At 35.7% G+C, this 24,725-nt stretch carries 23 protein-coding genes; 13 read left to right on the forward strand and 10 right to left on the reverse strand.

Annotation, left to right across the window (positions count from 1 at the left end):
• The first annotated feature begins 108 nt into the window (after positions 1-108).
• The 4 genes from astB to CIK00_RS05735 all read left to right on the forward strand — a co-directional run bounded on the left by astB (position 109) and on the right by CIK00_RS05735 (position 4,436).
• A complete protein-coding gene (gene astB / locus CIK00_RS05720) occupies positions 109-1,446 on the forward strand; it encodes an N-succinylarginine dihydrolase (RefSeq protein WP_101768017.1) in 1,338 nt (445 codons plus the stop codon).
• Positions 1,447-1,608: 162 nt separating this feature from the next.
• A complete protein-coding gene (locus tag CIK00_RS05725; protein WP_101767956.1) occupies positions 1,609-2,130 on the forward strand; it encodes a DUF2058 domain-containing protein in 522 nt (173 codons plus the stop codon).
• A 329-nt stretch (positions 2,131-2,459) separates the two neighbouring features.
• Positions 2,460-4,163 (forward strand): phospho-sugar mutase, encoded by a 1,704-nt coding sequence (locus CIK00_RS05730; RefSeq protein ID WP_101767957.1) that lies wholly within the window; start codon positions 2,460-2,462, stop codon positions 4,161-4,163.
• Positions 4,164-4,259: 96 nt separating this feature from the next.
• The gene (locus tag CIK00_RS05735) at positions 4,260-4,436 is read left to right on the forward strand and encodes an ATPase (protein WP_045040131.1); all 177 of its coding nucleotides are present in this window, start codon (positions 4,260-4,262) and stop codon (positions 4,434-4,436) included.
• A 139-nt stretch (positions 4,437-4,575) separates the two neighbouring features.
• Here the strand turns inward: CIK00_RS05735 and brnQ (CIK00_RS05740) are convergent, their stop codons facing one another.
• The 3 genes from brnQ (CIK00_RS05740) to yjjG form a co-directional block, all read right to left on the reverse strand.
• Complete coding sequence (gene brnQ / locus CIK00_RS05740; RefSeq protein WP_101767958.1) at positions 4,576-5,910, reverse strand: branched-chain amino acid transport system II carrier protein; 1,335 nt, start codon at positions 5,908-5,910, stop codon at positions 4,576-4,578.
• Between the two features lie 587 nt (positions 5,911-6,497).
• A complete protein-coding gene (gene brnQ / locus CIK00_RS05745) occupies positions 6,498-7,817 on the reverse strand; it encodes a branched-chain amino acid transport system II carrier protein (protein WP_101767959.1) in 1,320 nt (439 codons plus the stop codon).
• Between the two features lie 384 nt (positions 7,818-8,201).
• Complete coding sequence (gene yjjG, locus CIK00_RS05750; protein ID WP_101767960.1) at positions 8,202-8,879, reverse strand: pyrimidine 5'-nucleotidase; 678 nt, start codon at positions 8,877-8,879, stop codon at positions 8,202-8,204.
• 240 nt (positions 8,880-9,119) lie between these two features.
• On the opposite strand from yjjG, the gene CIK00_RS05755 reads away from it, so the two are divergent.
• Complete coding sequence (locus CIK00_RS05755) at positions 9,120-9,368, forward strand: GlsB/YeaQ/YmgE family stress response membrane protein (protein WP_101767961.1); 249 nt, start codon at positions 9,120-9,122, stop codon at positions 9,366-9,368.
• A gap of 167 nt (positions 9,369-9,535) precedes the next feature.
• Here CIK00_RS05755 and CIK00_RS05760 read toward each other — a convergent pair whose 3' ends face one another.
• Complete coding sequence (locus CIK00_RS05760; RefSeq protein WP_101767962.1) at positions 9,536-10,315, reverse strand: RelA/SpoT domain-containing protein; 780 nt, start codon at positions 10,313-10,315, stop codon at positions 9,536-9,538.
• Positions 10,316-10,655: 340 nt separating this feature from the next.
• Between CIK00_RS05760 and CIK00_RS05765 the strand changes: the two genes are divergently transcribed.
• A complete protein-coding gene (locus tag CIK00_RS05765; RefSeq protein WP_101767963.1) occupies positions 10,656-10,985 on the forward strand; it encodes a hypothetical protein in 330 nt (109 codons plus the stop codon).
• A 55-nt stretch (positions 10,986-11,040) separates the two neighbouring features.
• On the opposite strand, the gene CIK00_RS05770 is transcribed toward CIK00_RS05765, so the two are convergent.
• Together CIK00_RS05770 and CIK00_RS05775 are read right to left on the reverse strand one after the other, a co-directional pair.
• Complete coding sequence (locus CIK00_RS05770; protein WP_101767964.1) at positions 11,041-11,400, reverse strand: HopJ type III effector protein; 360 nt, start codon at positions 11,398-11,400, stop codon at positions 11,041-11,043.
• Between the two features lie 67 nt (positions 11,401-11,467).
• Positions 11,468-11,860 carry a DUF2750 domain-containing protein gene (locus tag CIK00_RS05775; RefSeq protein ID WP_101767965.1) on the reverse strand — a complete coding sequence of 131 codons (393 nt, stop codon included), beginning with the start codon at positions 11,858-11,860 and terminating at the stop codon, positions 11,468-11,470.
• A 410-nt stretch (positions 11,861-12,270) separates the two neighbouring features.
• On the opposite strand from CIK00_RS05775, the gene CIK00_RS05780 reads away from it, so the two are divergent.
• Positions 12,271-13,617: a sigma-54-dependent transcriptional regulator gene (locus CIK00_RS05780; RefSeq protein ID WP_101767966.1), complete on the forward strand. Its 1,347-nt coding sequence runs from the start codon at positions 12,271-12,273 to the stop codon at positions 13,615-13,617.
• Here the strand turns inward: CIK00_RS05780 and CIK00_RS05785 are convergent, their stop codons facing one another.
• Positions 13,618-14,457 carry an endonuclease/exonuclease/phosphatase family protein gene (locus CIK00_RS05785; RefSeq protein ID WP_167388521.1) on the reverse strand — a complete coding sequence of 280 codons (840 nt, stop codon included), beginning with the start codon at positions 14,455-14,457 and terminating at the stop codon, positions 13,618-13,620.
• Between the two features lie 229 nt (positions 14,458-14,686).
• Positions 14,687-15,793 carry a GGDEF domain-containing protein gene (locus CIK00_RS05790; protein WP_101767968.1) on the reverse strand — a complete coding sequence of 369 codons (1,107 nt, stop codon included), beginning with the start codon at positions 15,791-15,793 and terminating at the stop codon, positions 14,687-14,689.
• Positions 15,794-16,113: 320 nt separating this feature from the next.
• Between CIK00_RS05790 and nrdD the strand changes: the two genes are divergently transcribed.
• The 4 genes from nrdD to CIK00_RS05810 all read left to right on the forward strand — a co-directional run bounded on the left by nrdD (position 16,114) and on the right by CIK00_RS05810 (position 21,526).
• A complete protein-coding gene (gene nrdD / locus CIK00_RS05795; RefSeq protein ID WP_101767969.1) occupies positions 16,114-18,249 on the forward strand; it encodes an anaerobic ribonucleoside-triphosphate reductase in 2,136 nt (711 codons plus the stop codon).
• An 80-nt stretch (positions 18,250-18,329) separates the two neighbouring features.
• A complete protein-coding gene (gene nrdG / locus CIK00_RS05800) occupies positions 18,330-18,803 on the forward strand; it encodes an anaerobic ribonucleoside-triphosphate reductase-activating protein (RefSeq protein ID WP_101767970.1) in 474 nt (157 codons plus the stop codon).
• A 322-nt stretch (positions 18,804-19,125) separates the two neighbouring features.
• Positions 19,126-21,162, forward strand: a complete 2,037-nt coding sequence (locus tag CIK00_RS05805; protein ID WP_233426538.1) for an EAL domain-containing protein — start codon at positions 19,126-19,128, stop codon at positions 21,160-21,162.
• A gap of 100 nt (positions 21,163-21,262) precedes the next feature.
• Positions 21,263-21,526 carry a DUF2960 family protein gene (locus tag CIK00_RS05810; RefSeq protein WP_045028813.1) on the forward strand — a complete coding sequence of 88 codons (264 nt, stop codon included), beginning with the start codon at positions 21,263-21,265 and terminating at the stop codon, positions 21,524-21,526.
• 65 nt (positions 21,527-21,591) lie between these two features.
• Here CIK00_RS05810 and CIK00_RS05815 read toward each other — a convergent pair whose 3' ends face one another.
• Positions 21,592-21,984, reverse strand: coding sequence for a nucleotide pyrophosphohydrolase (locus tag CIK00_RS05815; RefSeq protein WP_101767972.1), 393 nt, complete (start codon positions 21,982-21,984; stop codon positions 21,592-21,594).
• 79 nt (positions 21,985-22,063) lie between these two features.
• The gene (rarD, locus tag CIK00_RS05820; RefSeq protein ID WP_101767973.1) at positions 22,064-22,969 is read right to left on the reverse strand and encodes an EamA family transporter RarD; all 906 of its coding nucleotides are present in this window, start codon (positions 22,967-22,969) and stop codon (positions 22,064-22,066) included.
• Positions 22,970-23,309: 340 nt separating this feature from the next.
• Here rarD and CIK00_RS05825 point away from each other — a divergent pair, with 340 nt between their 5' ends.
• Positions 23,310-23,663 carry a DUF2750 domain-containing protein gene (locus CIK00_RS05825; protein ID WP_101767974.1) on the forward strand — a complete coding sequence of 118 codons (354 nt, stop codon included), beginning with the start codon at positions 23,310-23,312 and terminating at the stop codon, positions 23,661-23,663.
• A 516-nt stretch (positions 23,664-24,179) separates the two neighbouring features.
• On the forward strand, positions 24,180-24,695 hold the full coding sequence (locus tag CIK00_RS05830; protein ID WP_233426539.1) for an NlpC/P60 family protein: 516 nt from the start codon (positions 24,180-24,182) through the stop codon (positions 24,693-24,695).
• Positions 24,696-24,725 lie beyond the last annotated feature (30 nt).

Genomic DNA, 24,725 nt, shown 5'->3' on the forward strand with positions numbered 1-24,725 from the left:
TATCTAGAATTATGATAAACCATGGGGTCTTAATGGCGACTGAAATTAATTTAATTATTGCGAGCTATAATAATAGTACATACTTTAGATAAGTCATGGAGGGCGGGAATAATGGCATATGAAGCTAATTTTGATGGCTTAGTTGGGCCTACACATAATTACAGTGGTTTATCTACGGGTAATATTGCTTCTTTAACCTATAAACACCAAATTTCAAATCCTAAACAGGCGGCATTACAAGGTTTAGATAAAATGCGTGCCCTCGCTAATTTAGGGTTGATTCAAGGCGTCATTGCCCCTCAAATGCGGCCTGATATAAAAATGTTACGTCGATTAGGCTTTAGTGGTAATGATAACCGAGTGTTACAACAAGCATCAAAATACGCGCCTCAGCTATTAACCTGTTGTTATTCAGCATCAAGTATGTGGGCTGCTAATGCTGCAACAGTGTCACCATCGGCAGACACTAATGATCGACGAATACATTTTACGCCAGCTAATTTAGTGAGTCATTTCCATCGTTCTATTGAGCATCAAACAACTGCACGTATTTTGGCGGCGATGTTTAATGATGATAATCGTTTTTGTCATCATCAGCCATTACCAGCATCTGAACAGTTAGGTGATGAGGGGGCGGCTAACCATACTCGTTTTTGTGATCAATATGGGCATCAAGGTGTCGAAATGTTTGTTTTTGGCCGTTATGGTTTTGATCAACATCAACAGGCTCCAATGCAATATTCAGCTCGACAAACCTATGAAGCGAGTGCTGCTATTGCACGATTACATCAATTAGATCCGCAACAGGTTGTAATGACTCAACAGAATCCATTATTAATTGATCAAGGTGTGTTTCATAATGATGTGATTGCGGTTGGAAATCAGCAAACGTTATTTTGTCATCAATATGCTTTTTTAAATCAAACCGATGTTTACCAACAGCTCCAACAAAAAATGGGAACGGATTTTTCGATTATAGAAGTACCTGATGATGTGGTCAGTGTTGATGACGCAGTAAGTAGTTATTTATTTAATTCACAACTAGTGACGTTGCCAAATGGTGATGTTAGCTTAATTTTACCGCACCAGTGCAGAGATAACCCACGGGTATGGCACTATGTACAACAATTATTGCAAATGCGAGTTGGTATTAACCGAGTTGATTTATTTGACCTAAGTCAGAGTATGAAAAATGGTGGTGGGCCAGCATGCTTACGTTTGAGAGTAGTATTAACGGCTCAAGAACAACAAGCGGTTAATCCTGCAGTATTATTGACTGATTCCTTATTCAAACAGCTACAAGCATGGATTCATTTACATTATAGAGATCAGTTGGTAGACGCTGATTTTGCTGATCCATCATTATTATTACAGTCTCAGACGGCATTAGATGAGCTTACTCGTATTTTAAAATTAGGCTCAGTTTATGATTTTCAACGGATGTAATATAGAGCTAGTCTATTGTGTATGATGGTGGTTTATTGATTATTATCGATAAGAATTATTATGACAACGCTTGACCTGTTTTAGAGCAAACAGAGATAATGACAGTTATAAATCAATGAGTGACATAATCACTTATAGCAACGAAGAATTGATGGAGTTTCAATGGCAAAGCTAAGCCTACAAGAACAAATGCTAAAAGCGGGTCTTATTGATAAGAAAAAGCTAAAAAAAGCGGGCAAAACAACAAAAAAATCACGCACACAAGCTAAAGAAGCAAAGGCTGCTGTTGAGGAAAATCGTGTTTCTCAACTTGAAAAAGATAAAGCTCTTAACCGTCAGCGTGATGAAGAAGCACTGCAAAAAGCATTCATTTCACAAGTAAAACAATTAATTGAAATGAACCGTTTAGATCGTAATAACGGCGACATTGGTTATAACTTTACTGACGGTACTACCGTTAAGAAAATTTATGTTGATAAGTTAATGCAAAAGCAGCTTGTTAATGGTCGTCTTGCGATTGCACGCTACCTTGATGGTTATGAAGTTATTCCAGCCGCCGTTGCTGATAAAATTGCAATGCGTGATCAAGAATCAATTGTACTTAATAATGTGGTTGATGACAGTATTGCTGATGAAGATGATCCATATGCAGACTTTGTTATTCCAGATGATTTGATGTGGTAAATATAACGTAACATTGAAAAGTCTCTTTTGAGGCTTTTTTTTTGTCTAAAATATTTGGCGAGAGGATGTTTTTGGTATTACTGTTTTAAAGATAGGTATAAAAATAGTAATACATACGGATAAAAGTGATCGTTTGCTTATTAAATTCGACGTTAAGAGAGTTGTAATTTAATCCAATAGGGAATATTTTAATGAGAGTATTTATCATTTGCATTACTGCGGTAATGGTAATGATAAATAAACGGACGATAGTAGTGTCTGTCGATATCAGAATAGTTCAGTCATTACTATTGGGTTGTGATGATGATAAACATACCAGGATGATAATAATGAATAATGAAATAACACGTTGGTTGCAACGTGACCCTGATCCTAAATCATGCCAAGAATTACAACAGCTAATTGCTGATAATGCGATTGTAGAATTAGCCGATCGCTTTAATGGACGATTAGCATTTGGTACCGCGGGTTTACGTGGCATCGTTGGTGCTGGACCGAACCGTATGAATCGACTTGTGATTCAAGAAACAGCGACAGGGCTTGGTCAATATCTTCTTCGAACAGATAGCAATGCTGCTCATAAAGGCGTCGTCATTGGTTATGATGGCCGTCCAGATTCACGTCAGTTTGCTCATGACACAGCGGCAGCGTTAACGGCTCAAGGTATTAAGGTTTACCTCACTACCAAAGTTGCTGCAACCCCGATTGTGGCTTTTGGCGTTAAACATTTACATACTGCTGCCGCTGTTGTTGTTACCGCTAGCCATAATCCGCCAGCCTATAATGGCTTTAAAGTGTATTGGAATAATGGTGCGCAGATTATTCCGCCTCATGATGCTGGTATTGCGGCTGAAATTGATAAAGCGACCCAATCTGAATTACATCTTATGGATTTAGCTGAAGCTGAAACGAACGGTTTATTGGTTTGGTTAGATGATGCGTATTATCAAGATTACCGACAAGCGATCAATTCGACACCATTATTAAATAATCATCATAATCCACAAGCGATTAGCCTTGCTTATACTGCGATGCATGGTGTGGGTGCTGAGATGGCTGAAACATTACTTGCTGATGCGGGTTTTACTCATGTTTATAGTGTTGCTGCGCAACGAGAGCCTGATGGTGCTTTTCCGACTGTTAAGTTCCCTAATCCTGAAGAGCCGGGTGCGATGGATCTTGTGATTGCAGAAGCCAAACAACATGGGGCTATTTTAGCGTGCGCAAATGATCCCGATGCTGATCGTTTTGCTGTTGCTGCACGTTGTGCTGACGGTGAGTTTCAAATGTTAACCGGTGATCAAGTCGGCACATTATTTGGTTATTATCTACTTAATCATGCGCAAGCATCTGCTAGTTTAGTCGGTAATACGATTGTTTCATCCACCTTGTTAGGTAAAATTGCAACAGCGCTTGGAGCACAATATTATCAAACGCTAACAGGTTTTAAATGGTTAACCAATGTTGCCATGGAGCGCCAAACTGATGATCATCAATTCCTATTTGCTTACGAAGAAGCCTTAGGTTACACCATTGGTTCGACGGTATGGGACAAAGACGGTCTCTCTGCATTAGTGGCTTTTGCACAATTAACCGCAGAACTTACTGCGAAAGGGCAAACAGTTTGGGATCAGCTAGAAGCTATTTATCGTGAATATGGTTTATATATTAATGCTCAACGCAGTATTGCTCTTGATCCAACCGCGGCTCCTATTGGTGATTCATTACGTGCAATGCCACCACGCGCTATTGCAGGATTAGCTATTTGTAGTACTGAAGATTTTAAAACATCATTACGTACGTTTGCTGATGGTTCTGTGGAAGCGATTGACTTACCGATCAGTGATGTATTGATCTATCATTTAGAAGATGGTGCACGTGTTGTGGTGCGTCCTTCAGGTACTGAACCTAAATTGAAATGTTATTATGAAGTTGTCGAGCCGATGAGCCAAGAAGAGACATTTGAACATGCTCAACTTCGTGCACAGGAAATGATGGATCGATTAATTGCTCAGCATCAAGCATCGTTGTGATTCAAATCGTGACAATGTGGTAAAGCTGACCTCTGGTTGATTTTCAGTGTATAATCGCCGCAGTTTTAATTTGTTTTAGATAACCAAGGGTTTACCATGCACGATCTTAATATATCGTTACCTGATGATTATGAAAAAGAGCCAGAATTACCGATTCCATCTATTGATGATCAAAAGAAAATTGTGGCAGAGCTTAAGCGTTTAGAAGCTGCGGGTGAATTAACCCCTGAAATTTTACACGCATTCATGACAGGTGAGCGTTTACCTGAATAAGATCATGTGATCTTTGCGTAATAAAAAGCCTCTTACTGCTCTTCATTTATTGAAGCAGTAAGAGGCTTTTTTTATGTCTTATTAATAGTCACTTCAACGTTCGTAGGAATAACCCCAATTATTACTATGCTTTGTTGAACTAATTGTTTGTTACTGAATCAAGGCGGTAATCAACAACGTTGAATTTACGTGCAACAATAGGTAAACGACCCATTATTGTTGTCATAAATAAGATCAATAATGTAGGCAATAACCAACTTGCATGCGCTTGATATAGCGGTAATGCATCATTAAAGAACTGATTAAGATCTGTCGGCATTTTACCTAGAATACTAACGGCATCAATAGTACCAAATACCATTGCGGTTACTAATACTGATGTATGAGTCAAGGTCGAAACATGAGTAGCCGAAGCTGTTAATGAGGCAAAGACTAATGCAATTGCGACTGGGCATAAGACCAAGATTGCAGGTAGACTAACTTTTAAAATATCATTAAGGCCGAAATTAGCAATAATACCGGTTAATACCACAATAATTGTTGCTGTAAATCCAAACGAAGCTTTGAAAGTTTGCTGATAATATTCAGCACAAGCATTGGTTAAACCTACCGTGGTCGTTAAACATGCCATGATAATAATCGCGGCTAATAACCATTGGCCATAAGCACCAAATTCACCCGCAACATAACGCGTTAAGATCACACTGCCATTCATACCATGGGTTGCAATAGAGGTTGATGTTGCGCCAACATATCCCATTGCAATATAACAACCGCCCATTAGTACAAAATAGATCATTGCGACTTTAAATGAAACACTAGCAATGCCTTTTTGTGAAATTACACCTTTAGCTTTAATCGCTTGAATAATAACCCAACCAAAACCGACGGCTGCGATAGCATCCATAGTCATATAGCCTTGAATTAAACCACTGGTCACGGCGCTATGCTGATAGTCACCATAAGGGGCTGCTGGTAAGCCAAGCGGTGAAAAGAATGCGGCTAGTCCTAAACCTGCTAAAAGTAAAATCAGTGCAGGCGTCATTACTTTACCGATGAAACTGACTAAGTTGCCTGGTTTAAAGGCTAAAAGTAGCGTTAAAGCTGAGAAGATAATAGAAAAAGCAACCAGATGATCGGCTTTGAAAAAAGGTTTTAATCCCATTTCATAAGCAACGGTAACTGCTCGAGGCATACCAAACGCAGGGCCAATTGCAGTGAACAATAGCACCCAAAAAGTTGTAGCTAACCATTTTGGCAGTGCTTTTGTAAGGTTATTGGTACTGCCAATACGTCCAAGGACAATAATAGTGAAAGCAGGCAGGCCAACAGCCGTGACTAAAAAGCCACTCATAGCCGAAGTTAATGATGTACCTGCATCTAAGCCCATTGCTGGGGGAAAGATCAGATTACCAGCACCTAGAAATAGGGCGAAGGTCATTAGACCAATAGCGAGTAAGTCTTGTGTTTTCAAATGTTATACCTGCATTGTGGTGAATATTGAACAGTAATTAATAACTTAACGGTGTAAGTGTTATTTTGCTGTTTCTTCGTTTAATAATGGTTCCGCAGGATTGCTGAAAGGAAGATATGAAGAGTTGAAACTATCTTCCATCAGCATGGCTGACGGAAGCTTGTCCGCCAGCCTAGCGAATAATCACTAGGATAAAAGCGGAAATAATTCGAGATGTTTTTTTTGTCGTCATAGAAGTCACATCAACCCAAGCGTTAGTCGCTATCGTCGATGCTAAATGTTTTTGTGCTCTATGTTCAAACTGTGTTGAATGCATAATTTAACAACTTCTATAAATGAATACGTGAATTACAGGTTAAAAATATAAAGAAAAGTTAGTGTTGTAAATAACTTTCTTCAACTTATTTTTAATGGCTGTGAAAATAATATGATTAAATCGTTTAATATTAATTGGTTAGCGTTATTCGGCTGTTTATTGTTAGCGGTGATGGTAATACCAATTGATTGTGTTGTTAGTTATTTATTTATTGTTGGGTAATAAAAGAATAATGACAAGGCTAGAAATTATCTAGCCTTGTCATTTTAAATTAACTTATTACAACGCTATCGTGATTTTTATATTCACGAGAACACAATTTACTGATAAAAATAGTGATGGCGACAGGGACTAACCAAGATGCGTGAGAACTAAATAATGGTAACCAGTGCTCAGCAAAAGGAATCACTGTTGTTGGTAGCTTCCCGAGAATATTTAGCGCATCAATACTGCCAAATAATGTAGCTACAATCACTACCGTAGTCTGACTGATAGAGATATGGCGTTGTTCTGCTGTTGAGTGAGTACGGATGAAAAAGGTTGAAATAATTAATGATATTGAAATAGGACATAAAATTAAAATAGCAGGTAGGCTTACTTGAATAATCGTTTCCAAGCCAACGTTAGAAATAATTGCAGTCAATACCATAATGACAGTAGCACTGATTTTAAATTTTACGCCGTAGGTGTTTTTATAATATTCACCATTAGCATTGGTTAGACCTACAGTGGTGGTTAAACAAGCCATTAAGGTAATTGTTGCTAATAATAGTTGGCCTAATGTTCCAAACTCACCTGCAGCATAACGAGTTAAAATTTCACCACCATTGGTTGCTTGTGGTGCAATATCAGAAGATGTAGCGCCTAAATATCCCATAGCAAGGTAACAAAGTGACATAAGAAATGCGTAAATCAGTGCGATACGAAGAGTGTAGTAAGAAATGGCTTTATTGCATTTCACACCGGTATTACGAATAGTTTGAATAATAACCCAACCAAAAGCGACAGCTGCAATAGCATCTAATGTCATGTAGCCTTGAATTAGACCATTAACAGTCGGAGCTTGACGGTAGGTTTCAATGGCTGCTGTTGGTGTACCTAATGGATTAATAACAGCTGAAATAGCCAGTAATGCTAACATTGCAATCAATGCTGGTGTCATTACTTTACCAATATAATCAACAAGCTTACCCGGTTTTAAAGCCAGTACTAATGTAAGAGCACAGAAAACAGCGGAGAAGATCATTAATCCGTTACCTGAATAAAAAGGTTTGATCCCCATCTCATAGGCAACTGTAACAGCACGGGGTAAAACAAAAGCAGGACCAAGTGTGGTGAGTACTAAGAACCAAAAAGAGCGATCCATCCATTTTGGTAATGCGGCTGTTAATTTATCAGCAGAAGATAAACGGCCCAGAACAACTAACGTTAATGCTGGCAAACCAACGGCTGTGAGTAAAAATCCAGCAATAGCGATAAGCCAGTTTTCACCTGCTTGTTGTGCCATTAGAGGGGGGAATATTAAGTTACCAGCACCAAGAAATAATGCAAAGGTCATAAAACCAATGGCTGCAAGTTCTTTTCTTTTCAAATGACATACCTTAATTCAAATAAAACAATCTGAGTCAGTATGCTGGAAGAGATAATTTAGAAGTGAAATTCATATCCGCCAGCGTTACTGACGAATAAGTTAACCGTCAGCGTCAGAGAATGACGACGACGACAGAGTTTAGCGTACAAGCAATCGATAAGGTTGCTGTAGTTGTAGCATCCTGATTGTTGTTAATGTTTTGAGACATAACTTATACGCTCTACATAAAAATGAGGTTTAAACTTAATCGGAATTGAGGTGCTTGTAAAGCATGATGAGGAAATAAACACTATTTTTTTAATACTGATTAACTGAATACTATATAAACAACTGAATTATAGTCATTATATAACAGCACCCAGTTGTTTATAAAAGAGGTAAATATTACTCGCTAAGTAACAGTGCTTGTAATTCAGCTAATGAAGAGACGGTATAAGTAGGATTAATACCTTCTGGTTGTGGTTTTTGTTCGACATTAAGCCAACACGTGTCCATTCCTGCATTAATACCACCTAAAATATCAGACTGAGGATTATCACCAACCATAAGAATATTCTGACGTTGAGTTATGTTCATTTTTTGGCAAGCATAATCAAAAATACGAGTATCAGGTTTTGCGACACCTATTTGTTCTGAAATGATAAGCACATCAAAAAAATCTTTAAATCCGGTACGCTGTAATCGCATTTCCTGAAGTGCAGTAAAGCCATTGGTAATAATACCTAGTTTTGTTTGTGGCTTTAATGCTTCTAACAATGCTTTTGCCCCTTTTAGTGGGGTACAAATATCAGCCATTGCCATTAAGAAATCATGATTTAGTTGTTCTGTCGATAATGAAAGAGTTGCTGCCCATGATTCAAAACGAATATTCTGCAATTCCGTTGCTGAAATTCCCCCATTTTGATAATCAACCCATAATGGTCTATTAATGGCTTCATATTGTTCGAAATCAGTATTGGTGAAGGTAACATTATGCCGAGAAAACATCAGTTGAAGGCCGCGAAAGGCATCAAAGTGAAATAAGGTTTCATCTGCATCAAATAAAATCCATTGGTACTTCATTAAACGTAACTCTCTTTTATAGGGTGGAGATTATATTTTATTCACTCTTGCTGAGCAGATTGTAGTTTACTTGAAGTTAGGATGTACAAGCTAGAGAATCACGATTAATTACTACGACCTATGAGTTATATCTATGGATAGATAATTTTTATTGAACTTAATAGTGTGATATATGTCTACTTATACCATAATCATATTATCTCTTTTAATAGTGAAAAATTAGTCAATTGGGGAAAAAACATGGGTATTTTATCTTGGATTATTTTGGGTTTAATTGCTGGTGCATTAGCTAAATGGTTAATGCCTGGTGAAGATGGCGGCGGTTGGGTTGTAACAATGGGACTGGGTATTGGTGGTGCTTTTGTAGGTGGTTTTGTCGGTAAGTTTATTGGTCTAGGTCATGCAGACGGTGTAAACCTAGGCAGCATTATTACTGCTACATTAGGCGCATTCATCTTATTGTTTGTTTATAATAAGTTTATTCGTTAATAATCATATTATTACTGTTGTTATTTATACTAAAAGCGAGTCGTTTTGTACGATTCGCTTTTTTTTTGAGCAGAAGATAGCATGGTTGTGAGTTGTGATTAAATATAAAAACAAGCCCGCGACTGATTAATATCGTCACGAGCTTTATTATTTATTGGCGTTTATTGCTATGCCGCTTGTGGTTGTAGGTAACCTAACCATGCTGTTTGGTATAACTGGTGTGATTGTTGGCGTAGTTGCTTAATTTGTGCTGCTTCAAATTCTGATAATGAACGTTGTTGTTGCTGCGCTAAACGTTCAATGTGTTGAATTTTTTCGTAAAGATCATGTTCTGGACCATTTTTAATGGTTGATATTTCATTTAAATGAAGTTGAACTTCAGTAATAATTTGGCTATGAGGTAAACGTACTAATACGTTTAAATCACGATAGCCTGATGGAGTTGGATTTTTAAAGCGATTTTTTACGCTAACGATAGTCGCTTCTTTTGCTAGTAATTCATAAGCTTGAACTAGCGTTGGAATATCGTTAGCAATAATTGAGCCTCGAGCTATATCAGTGATCTTATCTGTTTCGCCTTGCAATTCGGTTGCGATTTTTTGTTGTGAACGCTGTGCTGATTTAATCTTTGGAATAACAATATTTGTGGCGGATGCCAAGCTAACACTTTGTAGTAATGTTTGTAACTCGATTTGGGCGGTAGTTGATGCCAAATACAGCGCATCAAAATTATTAAAGGGTTGGCGTAGATTATCATCTCTCCACGATTGAATGCTGTATAAGCCACTCAAGTCACGTTGAAAAGCTTTACGGCTAGCTTGTGTCTGACGAGTTTGTGATTGGTCATGGGTATTAAAAGCGGGAGCGATCGCTGGTGCTGCTACAACGGTGCGGCTGAGCATACAAAAAAGAACAAAACTTGTACGTAAAACAGATTTTATGTTCATTAAACAACTCCTAAAGATATTGCAGTTACAATATCGAGACATACTAAAACGGGTATAACCAAAAAGAGCGTATGTTGGCTGTAATGTGCTATCTGTTTACATGTTAGTAACTTTACCTTGAACGGGACTTGAATACTGTGCTGATATTCATATTTTTGAATTATTTATTACAGTTTATTTACATTATTTATAAATATAGTCATATTAGCGGACAATCATGAGATTAGTTTTTATGTTGTATGCAGGCTTTATTATCAATGACCATACTAAATAGACGTAGAATGCGGCATAGTAATGAGGTTATTATGAATACTATAAGAAATGTTTTTAAGGAAAAAAGATGCAGGAAAATCTATTAATTGGTTTCGTTGTTATTTGGTTAGGTTTAACTGTAGGCAGTGTGATGTTATTCCAACGCGGTAATGATGTGGCTAAAAAACGTCGTTTATGGCCAATTTATACGGTGTTTAGTAATGTTGTCATTGGTGGTTTTATTATTTTTATGCAACCACCTACCGCATGGATGATTTCAATATTGATTTTATTAATTCCTGTAACGTTACTAACTATCCGCTCAACAAAATTTTGTGATAGTTGTGGTCAGGCGAGTCGCTCGCCTTTTTTTATGAAGCCGCCACAAGTGTGTAGTCATTGTAAAAAGCCGTTGTAGAGTTATACGACAATAGAGTAAAAATCACTGAAATTATAAGATCATACGGTGGTTTTTATTCTTCTTTCTTACGAGTGAGTGGGAAGTGGTCAAAGTGAATACCAACCAAGCCTGATTTTATAAATTGGCGAATATTTTGATGATCATTATTCTGTGGGTGTTGAAATACATCATTACGATAAAAAGTACCAAAACAAGCTAACGTTTCCATTTTTGATAACTGATGTAGTTGCGAAAATGCAAATATTTTACATGATCCTTCGTTAGTGCCCGCAAGATTAATAATCGTGTTATGCGCGATACCGTTAGTAAAACGGGTGGGCTGATAGTGATAACAGTTATTAATAATGGTAATAATATCGTTAAATTTAATATTATTTGGGGTGTGTTTAATTTGTTTAATCATTGTATCCATAATATTCCTTGTCAGATATAGAAATAAGGCTAGCAAAATGAATGCTAGCCTATAGAAAAATACTTAATTAGCGGTGTTTATTCGCTAATGTCTTTAATTCATAATCAAGTTCGTCAGGATAAATAACCAGACCTTCTTGTTCAGGAATAGGGAATACAACGAGTGCTAGTTCGTCATCTTCTAAACCATGAGTCCAACGGCTATGCCATTTATTTAATGAAATAGCTTCAGCTTTACATGTTTCCCATTCACCTGTTGCCCATGCCTCTGCAAATTCTTTATTCGGCCAAACAGGAACGCAATCTTCATCGTCAGTATTGAGCATAACACACCCATGCTCATCGATAAGAATCCATATTTCACGGTTAGCAACCACTTCTTTTACTAAGTGTTTGTAGCGCTTTTCAGCGTCAAAACTCTGAATTGTTTCAATCATCGTGGCATCTAATGGAGTAGACATACTGTAGTCCTATTTTTTACGTATTGTTATTTTAGGCAAGGATAAAACAAAAGTAAGGTAACGTCTTGTGTTATCCATGATTTTTTCTGTGCTGAGATGATTTTAGTTTATAAAAAAATGTCTAAATAATTGTATTTTAATGAATGCTTAAGTGTACAAAAAAAGAGTAAACGATAAAAAATTATTTATTTATTTTTAAAAAAGACAAATAAATAATATGATTTTTTTTGCTCTATATTTTTTTAATATAATGAAATATAACAAATATATGAGAAGTTATATTATTAATTATTTTAAAATAGTATATTTTTATGGTAATTCTTAATATTTATACAATGCAAAATAGGCAGATGTTACCTATATTTTTTAATATAAATCGAACATGGCTATTTTCTTAAAAGGTGACTCTAATGGTAGCTATAAATGATAAAAAGAAGAGTAATGGACGTCTTGTTGCCATTGGGTGTACTTATGAACCTTGGATTGCACTATTAGAACAAGCCGGTTGGAAAACACATTGTTGCTATGATTTACGAACGGTGGATGCAATTCTAGAAGAATATAGCCCATGTGTCTGCATTGTTGATTTAAGTAATAATGATTTTAGTTTAAATAGTATTTCCCAACGAGCAAATAAAACCAAGCATGTTAAATGGATCGCTATTATTAAAAAAGAACAATTGAAAATTGATTCTATTTGTCAATTTATAAATAATTTTTGTGTTGATTTCTTTTCTACGCCGATACCATCAAATCAATTATTAGATACCGCTGGTCATCAATTAGGAATGTTGGAAATTGAATCGACATCTTCAGTTGATGCCAATCATCAATGTGAAATTGGATTATATGGGGAATCTAAATCGATAAAGCATTTGAGAGATATGGTGAAACGCGTTTCGATGACGGATGTTAACGTTTTAGTGAGTGGCGAACACGGTGTTGGAAAAGAACTTATTGCTAAGACAATTCATAATCTTAGTAAACGTCGAAGTGATGATATGACTATTATTAATTGCTCTTCATTAGCTGAAGACGATCAGCGTGCAAGTTTTTTAGATCCCTCTCAAGATACAAATGATAATAATATTATCAAAAATGGCACCGTATTATTAAATAGTGTAGAAGAGCTATCTAAGCCATTACAGTTAAAGCTACTTAATTATTTACAACAACCAGAAAATGAAAAATTAAATGATCAAGAATATTTTGATGTGCGTGTTATTGCATCATCAAGTGTCGATTTAGAGCAAGCTGTAAAAAAAGAAACATTTAATAAAGAGCTTTATTATCGATTAAATGTATTTCATGTTGCAGTGCCTACGTTAAGAGAACGTGGAGCAGATATAATTTTATTAGCAGAATATTATTTACAACAATTTTCTAAAGAGTATAGCTCGCGAGTGATGCATTATAGTGAAGATGCAAAGCAATTATTACTGCGATATAACTGGCCAGGTAATGTTCGTGAACTTATTAATCAAGTAAAACGAGTTTCACTATTAAATGACTGTAATGAAGTTAGTCTTGATCATTTTGATTTACCCCAAAAAAGTAGTAATAAACAAAGTTTACGAACGATAAAAGATGAAGCTGAAAAAGGTGTTTTAGTGACAATGCTTGAAACACATAAAGGGCAAGTTGCGTCGGCTGCGAAAGATCTTGGTGTGTCACGTGCAACTATGTATCGTCTCCTTAATAAACATAATATTATCCCTGATGTACGTTATTATAATGGTGGTTATGTTGCTGAGTAATTAAATGTTTTTTGTCAGATCAATCGACAGTGTAAACAATAACGGGCAGTGATCGCTGAGTGTAAATTGTGAAAGTTGTTGTTTATCATATTTAATTTGATGTTGGCTGAGAGCATTGATATTTGTTGTAGCAAAAAGGTGATCAATGAGTTTTTTATAGGTGCGATAGCGGGGAATTTTAGTTGTTAGTTTAACTGTGCAATTAGCATTAATAGACGATGATAATTGATTTATCATTGTTGGATTATCTGTGATTTTGTTGACGAAAGATTGTTTATCAATAATCCGGTGATTAAAATCACCTACAATAATAAAAGATCGTGATTTTTGGTGCTGAGTATTAATCCACTGTTTAACTAAGGTTAGTTGTTGGGCTAATGTTTTACAGGCTTTACTTTTATGTTTTGATAGCTGTTTAGCCGTAAAACAACCTGATTTAAGATGTAAATTGAGTAATAGAATAGGTTGTTTATTCATTGTGACTTTAATAACACTTCCATAACGCAATTTATTTCTAAATGGCATTGTTATACCCGTAGCTATGGCTGGTGAGCTCAATTGTGATAAATCAGCAATATCATCGACAATAATATTTCGTCTAATGGCAAATCCAGTATATTGATTGTTTTTTGTGAAGCTATCTTGAGTATTATGAATACGATCTGAAAGATAGATTTTATATTGCTGTTTATTAATGACACGATATAAAGCCTCTGCACTATCAACTTCCTGGAAAGCAAGAATATCAGGTGAATAAGTCGTAAATAGTTGCTGTAAAACATGATAATCAGCTGTAGATCGTGCAATTGGCGATGCGGGCTTTGTTGATAACCATTGCATATTCCAACTCATCAAAGTAAAAGGCTGTGCGTAGCTATTCCTCACAGTTAATGATACGAATAGTAGAATCCAAGTAAAAAAAGAGGGCATAGTTAGTCTTGTTATTAGTATTAGCTTAATACTGACTGTGCCTTAGATTCACTGAAAAATGGACTATTTATAATTTATTAATGTGATCATGTTGTCATCGTTATAGTTGAGTGTAATTGTGTCATTACGTTTTTCATTTTTATGCGCTACAGTATTGATTTCGGCCTAATTCTTTAGCGTTATAGAGGTGGCTATCTGCATTATTAATTAATTGATTGGGTCGTTGATTAGTTTGCCATGTAGCGATACCTTGGCTGACTGTAACCGAATGACTAATATCAGAAGCTGAATGATTAATGGCAAGTATTGCTAAATTTTGTTGAATACGTTTAGCGACACGACATGCTCCATGAATATCAGTATTGGGCAATAATACAACAAACTCCTCACCACCATAACGAGACACTGTGTCGTTACTTCTTAATAAGCTATTCTTAATTGTTACCGCAACAGATTTCAAACAGATATCGCCTTTAACATGCCCGTTTGTATCATTAAAAAGTTTAAAATAATCAATATCAATTAAAATAATTGAGAGAGGGGTATTGTGATGCTTCGCATTAATAATTTGTTTATCAATAGCAAAATCAAAAAAACGACGATTATTAATTTGTGTTAATTGATCGGTAAAAGATAATTGCGCCAATTCACTAAGTAAGCGCTTATTATCATGTTCTTGAGTAATTCGTGTCGTAAACCATTTAAAGAGTAGTTGTCGGCCTGATTCAATAATAATGAGGGTAATCGCAAGTTTTGTAAATGAAAAGAGTAAGTTGAATCGAGGATCTTCAATGCTGTACCAAGTAGTAAAAATAAGGATTGGCAGTATGGCAAGGTAGACGGCTATTCGATACGTATAAAAACTAAGTAGTATAACTAGAAATAAGAGGTTGCCTATAATTTCGACAATAACATAAGCATGACCTAAATTGTTGAGGTTAATAATAGTCCCCCCCCATGTTATTCCGAAGAGTAAAGCATAAATAGCAGCAATAATTTTATAATGTTGCAGTGTTTTGTTATGTACAAAAAACAGCCAGCTTGATGCGAAAAGTAGCCCTTGAATGGCGAAATTTATTGTGGTTAGTAATAAATTACTATTTTTTGTATGTATAAAATCAACCCAAATAACAATGGTTATTAGCAGTAGTGTGATTAAAGAAATTTTAGATGCCCAAATGAAACCAATGCGTAGATTTTTATATACTGTGTTCTCAAGGCGTGTATCGAATGATGAAAAATCCATTGTGTTACATCCATAATTATTGTGGATCGAATAGTCTCAAGTATTGCGTGAAAGGCAAGTGTTTTTTTTTAAATTTTTGTCGAATGTGATAATAAATTTATTGACAATGAACTTTACAAATAAGCTTACATTCAAAATTTTGGGGCGGCTCATAATCATCGTTCACAAGACAAACTGCTCGTTATAAAAATTGATCTCGATCAATGTTTCTTTGCGCCAGATCGCGCTTAATACCCCACATCTTGTTGCTGAACACAAATAGAACACTATATTTTGTGGTTATGTGACACTGTAATTTTTTCTTAGATTAGGAGCCTGGTGTGAAGCCTGTAGTAATTAAGCGTGACGGTTGCCGTGTATCTTTTGATGTTTTACGCATTAAAGATGCCATTATTGGGGCAGCAAATTCTATCAGCGATTCTGAATCTCAGACTATGGATGCGGCTTACGCAGTATCTGTTGCTGAAGCCGTATTAGCACAATTTGTCGGTACTGATAATGTTGATATTCACGCTATTCAAGAAGCGGTAGAAACACAGCTTATGGCAGGTCCACACAAGGTTGTTGCCCGTGCTTATATCGAATATCGCCATGATCGAGACATATCTCGCGAAAAGAAAAGCCGTCTAAATAATGAAATTCGTGGCCTAATTGAGCAAAGCAATGCTTCATTGTTAAATGAAAATGCAAATAAAGACAGTAAAGTGATTCCAACCCAACGTGATTTACTTGCGGGTATTGTCGCTAAGCATTATGCAACACAACATTTGTTACCTCGTGACATTGTTAAAGCACATGAAAATGGTGAAATTCACTATCATGATTTAGATTACTCACCGTTTTTCCCAATGTTTAACTGTATGCTAATTGATCTTGATGGCATGTTAACGCATGGCTTTAAGATGGGTAATGCTGAAATTGATACGCCTAGATCAATTTCTACGGCAACCGCGGTAACGGCTCAAATTATTGCTCAAGTTGCGAGCCATATTTATGGTGGTACAACGATTAACCGTATAGATGAAGTGTTAGCACCTTATGTTACGGTCAGTTATTCTAAGCATTTAGAAGTTGCAACAGAATGGGGTATTGCTGATCCTATTGCTTTTGCACAAGCGCGTATTGAAAAAGAATGTTATGACGCATTCCAATCATTAGAATATGAAGTAAACACATTACACACTGCAAACGGCCAAACTCCTTTTGTAACATTCGGCTTTGGTTTAGGTACATCGTGGGAATCGCGTTTAATTCAACAATCTATTCTTAAAAACCGTATTGCAGGTTTAGGCAAAAATCATAAAACAGCGGTATTCCCTAAGCTTGTTTTTGCGATTAAAGATGGCTTGAACCTTAAACAAGATGATGCTAACTACGACATTAAGCAGCTTGCGTTAGAGTGTGCATCTAAACGTATGTACCCTGATATTCTAAACTATGACAAGTTAGTTGAAGTGACGGGTTCGTTTAAAACACCAATGGGTTGTCGTAGCTTCCTTGCTCCTTATGAAGAAAATGGTAAAATTATTCATGAAGGTCGAAATAACCTTGGTGTAGTAAGTATCAACTTGCCACGTATTGCGCTAGAAGCGAAAGGTGATGAAGCCCGTTTCTTTGAGATTTTAGATGAGCGTTTAGCATTATCTCGCCGTGCGTTAGATACACGTATTACACGTTTAAATGGTGTAAAAGCACGTGTGGCTCCTATCCTTTATATGGAAGGCGCGTGTGGCGTACGCTTAAAAGAAGATGATGATGTATCTGAAATCTTCAAAAATGGTCGTGCATCGATTTCATTAGGATACATTGGTATTCATGAAACAGTAAATGCGTTATATGGCAATGAGACTCACGTTTATGACAGTGAAATCTTACGTGAAAAAGCGGTTGCTATTGTTCAACGTTTACGTGATGCGACAGATGCATGGAAAGAAGAGTCAGGTTATGGCTTTAGTCTTTACAGCACACCAAGTGAAAATTTATGTAGCCGTTTCTGTGCTATTGATACTAAAGAATTTGGCGTTGTTGCTGGTGTAACAGATCGTGGTTTCTATACCAATAGCTTCCATTTGGATGTTGAGAAAAAAGTTAATCCATACGATAAAATTGACTTTGAAATGGCATACCCTGATATCGCGAATGGTGGCTTTATTTGTTACGGTGAATACCCAAATATTCAGCATAACCTTGAAGCATTAGAAAACGTGTGGGATTACAGTTACACCCGCGTTCCTTATTACGGGACTAACACACCGATTGATGAGTGTTATGACTGTGGCTTTACTGGTGAGTTCGACTGTACTAGTAAAGGCTTTACGTGTCCTAAATGTGGTAACCATGAGCCTTCTCGTGTTTCTGTGACTCGCCGTGTATGTGGTTATTTAGGCAGCCCAGATGCACGTCCGTTTAACTTCGGTAAACAAGAAGAAGTTAAGCGTCGCGTTAAGCATATGTAGATTGTAACAATATACTTAAGTTTAAAATTAGAAGCGCTTTCGGGCGCTTTTATTATTTTCTTTATTAAAGAAGAACCGCTATGAATTACCATAATTACTACCCTGTAGATATCGTTAATGGCCCAGGCACGCGTGTAAGCTTATTTGTTGCTGGTTGTGTTCATCAGTGTAAAGGCTGTTATAACCAAAGCACATGGCGTTTAGATGCGGGTCATCCGTTTACGCAAGAGATGGAAGATAAGCTCATTAACGATCTTAACGATACGCGAATTAAACGTCGTGGCTTGTCTTTATCTGGTGGTGATCCATTACATCCTCAAAATGTAGCAGCCGTTTTGAAATTGGTGAAGCGAGTACGTCAAGAATGTGCAGGTAAAGATATCTGGCTATGGAGCGGGTATTTATTATCAGAACTTACTGTTGAACAGCAGCAGGTCGCTGACATCATTGATGTGATGATTGATGGTAAATATGAACAAGAACAACGAAATCCTTCTTTGGTATGGAAAGGCAGTGAAAATCAAATTATTCATTATTTAAATCTTGATAACTAGAAACAGCTAATAAATTTTCCAATAATCGTACTTTAAATGTCATTTTTTGATTTATTTTTGTTGCAATAATATGATTTTATGTTTTCTCAATGAACTTATCCACTGTTTCTGTGTATAACTATGGGAAAACATATTGAATAGTGGTGGGATTTTGATCAAGGCTAAATGAAGCTAAAAATCAACCTTGAATATTTTTTATTTTTGACGGTTGAACCTTGATTTTGAGATGAAAATTATTGGCTCCTGATTAAAAAAGCATTATATTTAACTAATTGAATATAATGCTTTTAAAGCAGAAAATATAATGCCAATGTTTACAAGGATGTCGCAGTTATCCGTTAATAAGTATCTTGTCGCAGTCTCAAACGTTTTTTTAATGGCGTTACCATTGGTATTGATATCAACCTTTTGTGAGTTGATAGCGGTATTCTGTGATTATTTTGATTTTAGTGATTTTGGACAAACGGTTCATTATGTCGGCCAAACGACAAGAGTCATGATCCCTATATTGGTTAACTTTTACCTTGCTACTTATTTGTCAGCAGTAAAACGTATACCAAAAGGTATTGTGATTGCTACGTCATTAACTGTATTTTTTATTATTTCTTATCAATGGGATTTAATCTCACCGTTAATTCCTCTTCCTAATAGTTTTCCAATGTCATTACTGACAGCGTATATTTCTTGTGAAGTTATTGCTAAATTAAGAAAAATAAGACTATTTAAAGGGAAAACGGATCAGTCATTTATCGATATATCGATGAGTATGTTGGCGGGATCAATTGTTACTATTTCAATAGCGTTATCTATAAGTTTTTTCTTTCGTAAAATATTTGAACAATTATCATCGTTAATTCCTTGGTCGTTTATTCCACGTTTAGATCCAACATCATTTATCGATGGCTTAATTTATGAAGTGTTACGGGGTTTATTTTGGGCAATAGGTATTAATGGCCATCATATATTACATTCCTATAAAACTGATCTTTATAATATTACTTTGGTAAATATTACTGAATGGCATAATTTTGGTATTAATTTAAATATTTTAAGTACTAATTTTTATGATTTTTTCACGGGTATTGGTGGTAGCGGAAACATGCTGAGTTTGGTTCTCTGTATGTTGTTCTTTGCAAAGAGTAAAGGGTATAAGTTATTAGCTAAGACGGCATTAATATTGTGTTTATTTAATGTTAACGAGCCTATTTTATACGGTATTCCCGTTATTTTTAATCCGATTATGATTATTCCTTTCTTATTAGTGCCGAGCGTAAGTTTTATTATAGCCTATGGCGCTATGTATGTAGGTCTGGTTCCCCCTTTAAGTGAGGTTCATAGTTGGTTAATGCCACCGTTTTTAAGTGGTTATATGGCGACGGGTGGTGCAATCTCTGGTGCTGTTTTGCAACTATTATTAGTGTTAATTGGTATTGTTATTTATTTGCCATTTTTTAAGTTGATGGATAAGCGTAGTTTAGGTATTGGAGTTTCAGATATATTTTCAAATCGTTTATTTACCAGTGATGAAATTGAATCTAAAACACGATTAACTAGTTTTATTCCATCGTTACATAATAATCTTCGTGCTCAGAAGAAAATTGAAAAATTGCAGGGTGATGGTGAATTTATTCTTTATTATCAACCTCAGGTTGATATTGAAAATAATTGTATTGTTGGTTGTGAAGCTTTAATTCGTTTTAGGAATCATCAAGGGGAAATATTACCACCAACATTTATTTCTGATTTTAATCAATTAGGGTTAATGCCTGAATTAGATTTGTGGGTATTGGATAATGCAATAAAAGCCGCTGAAAAATTCATTATTATTAATCCTAAGTTCAAAATATCAATTAACATATCCCCCGACACGATTTTGTTAAAAAATTTCGCTAGCATTGTAATAGAACGGATTAATAATAGTTCGTTGTCTTTTCATCATGTAGAGTTAGAGTTTACAGAAGAGTTATTGATTTTAGATGAAGATAAAGTTGCTAAAATAATGACAGAATTACAAACGTTAGGTATTTCTATCGCTTTAGATGATTTTGGAACAGGGTATTCATCATTAGCATATTTATCACGATTTGAGTTTGATAAAGTTAAGATCGATCGCTCATTAGTATTAAATATTGATAGTCAACGCGGAAAAGAATTATTTAAAATCGCAGTGCAATTAGGGAAAATAACGCAAGCGGATATTATTGTCGAAGGCGTGGAAAAACAACAAGAGCTAGATTTTATTGCCTCACTCGGTGTGCGTTATATTCAAGGTTTTTATTTTTATAAGCCTATGGCTGAAAATGAATTATTTCAGCGTGGCCTATTAAAGTCGAAACAGTGTGAAGTTGCTGATAATTAAGGCGCTATAAAGTAAATCGTTATCGTAAAGACGGTTCTACTTCCATCTTGAGCGCTTATACGGTAAATTCGCTCTCCTTTTGTGCTCTATTGGGGACGTTATGTCACGTACTATTGTTTATACCTACAAAGAAGAAGAAAAGCAGCTAATTTTCTCTTTTGATATACACCGTAACATTCATGAAGCGGTAGCGGCTGCTGAAGGTATTGATTTAACGGCCTTTTTAAAGATGGAACAACAGGTTGAAGCAGTATCAACGTGTAGTAAAGCGGGACGAGAATACCGTGATAGTTATTTCCGTAAGTTAGGCTTTGGTAAAATAGCACTTGCGAAGAAAGAAAACCGCGGTGTCGGTGAAAAATAAAATATTCATAAAAAGCTGACGTTAAGTCAGCTTTTTTATTGTTGCCTTATTCATATCCAATAACGTTAATTCAATTCATTATATTTTTTAGCAGAGCCATAACATTTACTTATCGGGTATTTTTCCGCATTTTGTTGTATCTTTTCTTGGCAAGCCTGCATGACATTAATATCACACTTATCCGCTAATCGAAGTAAATACATCATCACATCAGCAATCTCTTCACTGGCATGTTGTTTCTTTTCTGGTGATAACTGTTGGCTTTGTTCTGGTGTTAGCCATTGGAATATCTCTAGTAATTCACCGACTTCACCGACTTCACCGCTTAAGGCCATAGCAAGGTTCTTAGGGGTATGAAATTGATCCCAGTTACGCTGATGTGCAAATTCTGCTAATGCCTGTTGGAGTTGTTTAATTTCATTTGACGGGGTTTCAACAGATATTGTTGTGGTTAGCATGGTATTCCCTAAAGAATTGAAGGAAAGAAAGACTAGCCTAACGATGGCGGAATAATATGATCGAAAGGCTATTTATTGGTTAATGACTTATAAGTATATTTTTTTTGCGACGAAACATAGCGGGCAGTGCTTCAATTGTACAGAAGATTAAACCTAACCAAATCAGACCAAAACTAATGGCTTTCGTTTGATCAAAGATTTCGCCAAATAAAAATACGGCCAGTAAAAACTGTAAGCTCGGCTCAATATATTGCATTAAACCCACCATCGTAAGACTGGTACGATTGAGTGCTAAAGCAAAGAATATCAATGGTGCAACAGTCACTGGTGCGGCCCCTGCATAAAGTAAAAAGGTGGTGGTGCCAGAAGTTAGCGCAACACTATCACCACTGAAATAAAGCCATATCATATAAATGAGAGCAAAAGGAGTAAGGATGGCAGCTTCAATTGTTACAGAGGTGAGTGCATCATATTTAATATATTTTTTAGTTAAGCCATAGATAGCAAAAAAACTACCCATAATTAATGATAGCCATGGCAATTGCCCGTATTGCCATACCTGATATCCAATGCCTAAAATAGCAAGGATAACAGCAATAACCTGTGCCTTAGTGAGTCTTTCTTTTAGGAAAAACATGGCTAATGCGATTGCAAATAATGGGTTGATAAAATAGCCTAAACTTGCGGCTAATACTTCGCCATGAGTGATTGCCCATGTAAATGCATACCAAGAAACGCTCATTATAACGCCAGCAAAACCACACATTGCCAATGATTTTTTATCAGCAAGAATATTTTTGATTGCGGGAATAGGTTGTCGAAGTAATACCATGACAATTAACATCACAGGTACAGAGAAAATAAGCCTTAATGCAAGTAATTCATTAGTATTAGCTTGAGGCAAGTATTGGTAATAGAGCGGTAATACTCCCCAAAGAATGAATGAAAATGCCGCTAGTATATTACCTGCACGACGTGATTGCATGTTAACACCTAAGAATAAAAAGTAGTTGTTGCCTCAATATCATTGCAATATTGAGAAGCGATAGTGATGAATGATCAAAATGGCGCTCAGGCCTAAGATACCATCCTGGTGTAAAGTGATAACATTCGTTGACATTTTGTCACTGAATTTTTATAAGTCAACATATGCAGTGAAGAAAAATATTGATCAATACTGTTAATTTCTTCTAAATACTATATAAGAACAATGACTAAATAATAATGCTGCAAAGGTGTTTTTTTGATAAAATATCTAGGTAGGATAAAGGTTGATATATTTAACCGATAAAGCCATATTATGGCACTTTAATTGAGAGAAAATAATGACTAAATTAACTGCAGATATCCAAGCAAATAAAGCTTTGTTCGTAACAGAAACACAAGCAACCAACGTTGTTTGGAGCCTTCGTAACGAAGAGGGTGATTGGTTATCTGTTGCCTCTTCTGAATTTGAAGACTCTGAAGTGATGCCATTTTGGTCAAATGAAGCAGATGCTAAAGTGCAATGTGCTGATGAATGGTCTGAGTTCCAACCAAGTGAATTACCATTAGATATTTTTCTTGAAGATTGGATGATCACGCTAGTAGAAGATGGTGTTTTAGTTGGTTTAAACTGGAATGAATCACTTGAAGGTGCTGAATTAGAACCTTCAGATGTGGCTAAACTTTACCTATAATTGTTTTATATATTATAAAATACTGACCCTGTGATTAATAATGAATTTTTTTCTTATTTTCATAGGGTTTTTTATGTTCTTGATAATAAATATAATTACAGGATAGTGTAAATTATTTCTAACCATTATTAATGGTAAATATAATAATTTCGCATTTAGTCTTAAAATATCTAGATTAATAAAAAATGACGTTTCATTATATTTATTTCTTCTACTATATTATTTCTAGCTTGCACGATAGTGTGAGCTTTTTTGTTTCTCCTTTGAGAATATAAGTCATTTAGTCATTTAGTCATTTAGTCATATGTTGTTTTAGTTATATTCTTGAATAGTATAATTCTTCATGTATGATCAGAAGGATATAGATAATAATATATAGAACAATTGAATCAATGCCACAGTTATTAGTTACTGCTTACGTTAGTATGATGAATGTAGCTATAATATTTAGTTAATTGTATTGAATATATTTATCGCCACTGAAGGATTGCAGGATAAATTGTGAAGAATGGATTAATGACAAAAAAAGTGATATTAATTTTATTAGCTTTATTATCAATGGCTGGATGTTCATCACCGCCAGCAGACGCTACTAATACCGTAAATACTGTAAAAGCGCTAATATCCACACCTAAGCATAATGTTGCACAAACATTACCCATCCATAAGAATATATTTGATGGGGTTTACCATAATTGGAAAGGTACACCATATCGTTATGGTGGTTCGTCTAAAAAAGGCATAGATTGTTCGGCGTTTGTTCAGGTCGGGTATTCTAGTGTTTATCAAAAATTACTACCTCGAACAACCTTAGAATTAGTTAAAAAAGGTAAACAAGTTAAACGGAATAATGCTAAAGAAGGAGACTTAGTCTTTTTTAGGACCGGACGTAATTCACGTCATGTAGGGATTTATTTAGGTAATTTAAAGTTCTTACACGCATCACAATCTAAAGGCGTTATTATATCTCGATTAGATAATCCATATTGGAAACGCCATTTTTGGCAAATACGCCGCTTAGATAAATACTAAAAAGAACCCAGCTATCTATCACATATTCTC

The sequence above is a fragment of the Photobacterium carnosum genome (genome assembly GCF_002849605.1).
GTDB classification, from domain to species: domain Bacteria; phylum Pseudomonadota; class Gammaproteobacteria; order Enterobacterales; family Vibrionaceae; genus Photobacterium; species Photobacterium carnosum.

Coding starts and splice junctions, on each gene's coding strand:
- CIK00_RS05725 (WP_101767956.1), top strand. CDS start 1,609: ATGGCAAAGCTAAGCCTACAAGAACAAATGCTAAAAGCGGGTCTTATT.
- CIK00_RS05730 (WP_101767957.1), top strand. CDS start 2,460: ATGAATAATGAAATAACACGTTGGTTGCAACGTGACCCTGATCCTAAA.
- CIK00_RS05735 (WP_045040131.1), top strand. CDS start 4,260: ATGCACGATCTTAATATATCGTTACCTGATGATTATGAAAAAGAGCCA.
- yjjG (WP_101767960.1), bottom strand. CDS start 8,879: ATGAAGTACCAATGGATTTTATTTGATGCAGATGAAACCTTATTTCAC.
- CIK00_RS05755 (WP_101767961.1), top strand. CDS start 9,120: ATGGGTATTTTATCTTGGATTATTTTGGGTTTAATTGCTGGTGCATTA.
- CIK00_RS05760 (WP_101767962.1), bottom strand. CDS start 10,315: ATGAACATAAAATCTGTTTTACGTACAAGTTTTGTTCTTTTTTGTATG.
- CIK00_RS05765 (WP_101767963.1), top strand. CDS start 10,656: ATGCAGGAAAATCTATTAATTGGTTTCGTTGTTATTTGGTTAGGTTTA.
- CIK00_RS05770 (WP_101767964.1), bottom strand. CDS start 11,400: ATGGATACAATGATTAAACAAATTAAACACACCCCAAATAATATTAAA.
- CIK00_RS05775 (WP_101767965.1), bottom strand. CDS start 11,860: ATGTCTACTCCATTAGATGCCACGATGATTGAAACAATTCAGAGTTTT.
- CIK00_RS05780 (WP_101767966.1), top strand. CDS start 12,271: ATGGTAGCTATAAATGATAAAAAGAAGAGTAATGGACGTCTTGTTGCC.
- CIK00_RS05785 (WP_167388521.1), bottom strand. CDS start 14,457: ATGCAATGGTTATCAACAAAGCCCGCATCGCCAATTGCACGATCTACA.
- CIK00_RS05790 (WP_101767968.1), bottom strand. CDS start 15,793: ATGGATTTTTCATCATTCGATACACGCCTTGAGAACACAGTATATAAA.
- nrdG (WP_101767970.1), top strand. CDS start 18,330: ATGAATTACCATAATTACTACCCTGTAGATATCGTTAATGGCCCAGGC.
- CIK00_RS05805 (WP_233426538.1), top strand. CDS start 19,126: ATGTCGCAGTTATCCGTTAATAAGTATCTTGTCGCAGTCTCAAACGTT.
- CIK00_RS05810 (WP_045028813.1), top strand. CDS start 21,263: ATGTCACGTACTATTGTTTATACCTACAAAGAAGAAGAAAAGCAGCTA.
- CIK00_RS05815 (WP_101767972.1), bottom strand. CDS start 21,984: ATGCTAACCACAACAATATCTGTTGAAACCCCGTCAAATGAAATTAAA.
- rarD (WP_101767973.1), bottom strand. CDS start 22,969: ATGCAATCACGTCGTGCAGGTAATATACTAGCGGCATTTTCATTCATT.
- CIK00_RS05825 (WP_101767974.1), top strand. CDS start 23,310: ATGACTAAATTAACTGCAGATATCCAAGCAAATAAAGCTTTGTTCGTA.
- CIK00_RS05830 (WP_233426539.1), top strand. CDS start 24,180: ATGACAAAAAAAGTGATATTAATTTTATTAGCTTTATTATCAATGGCT.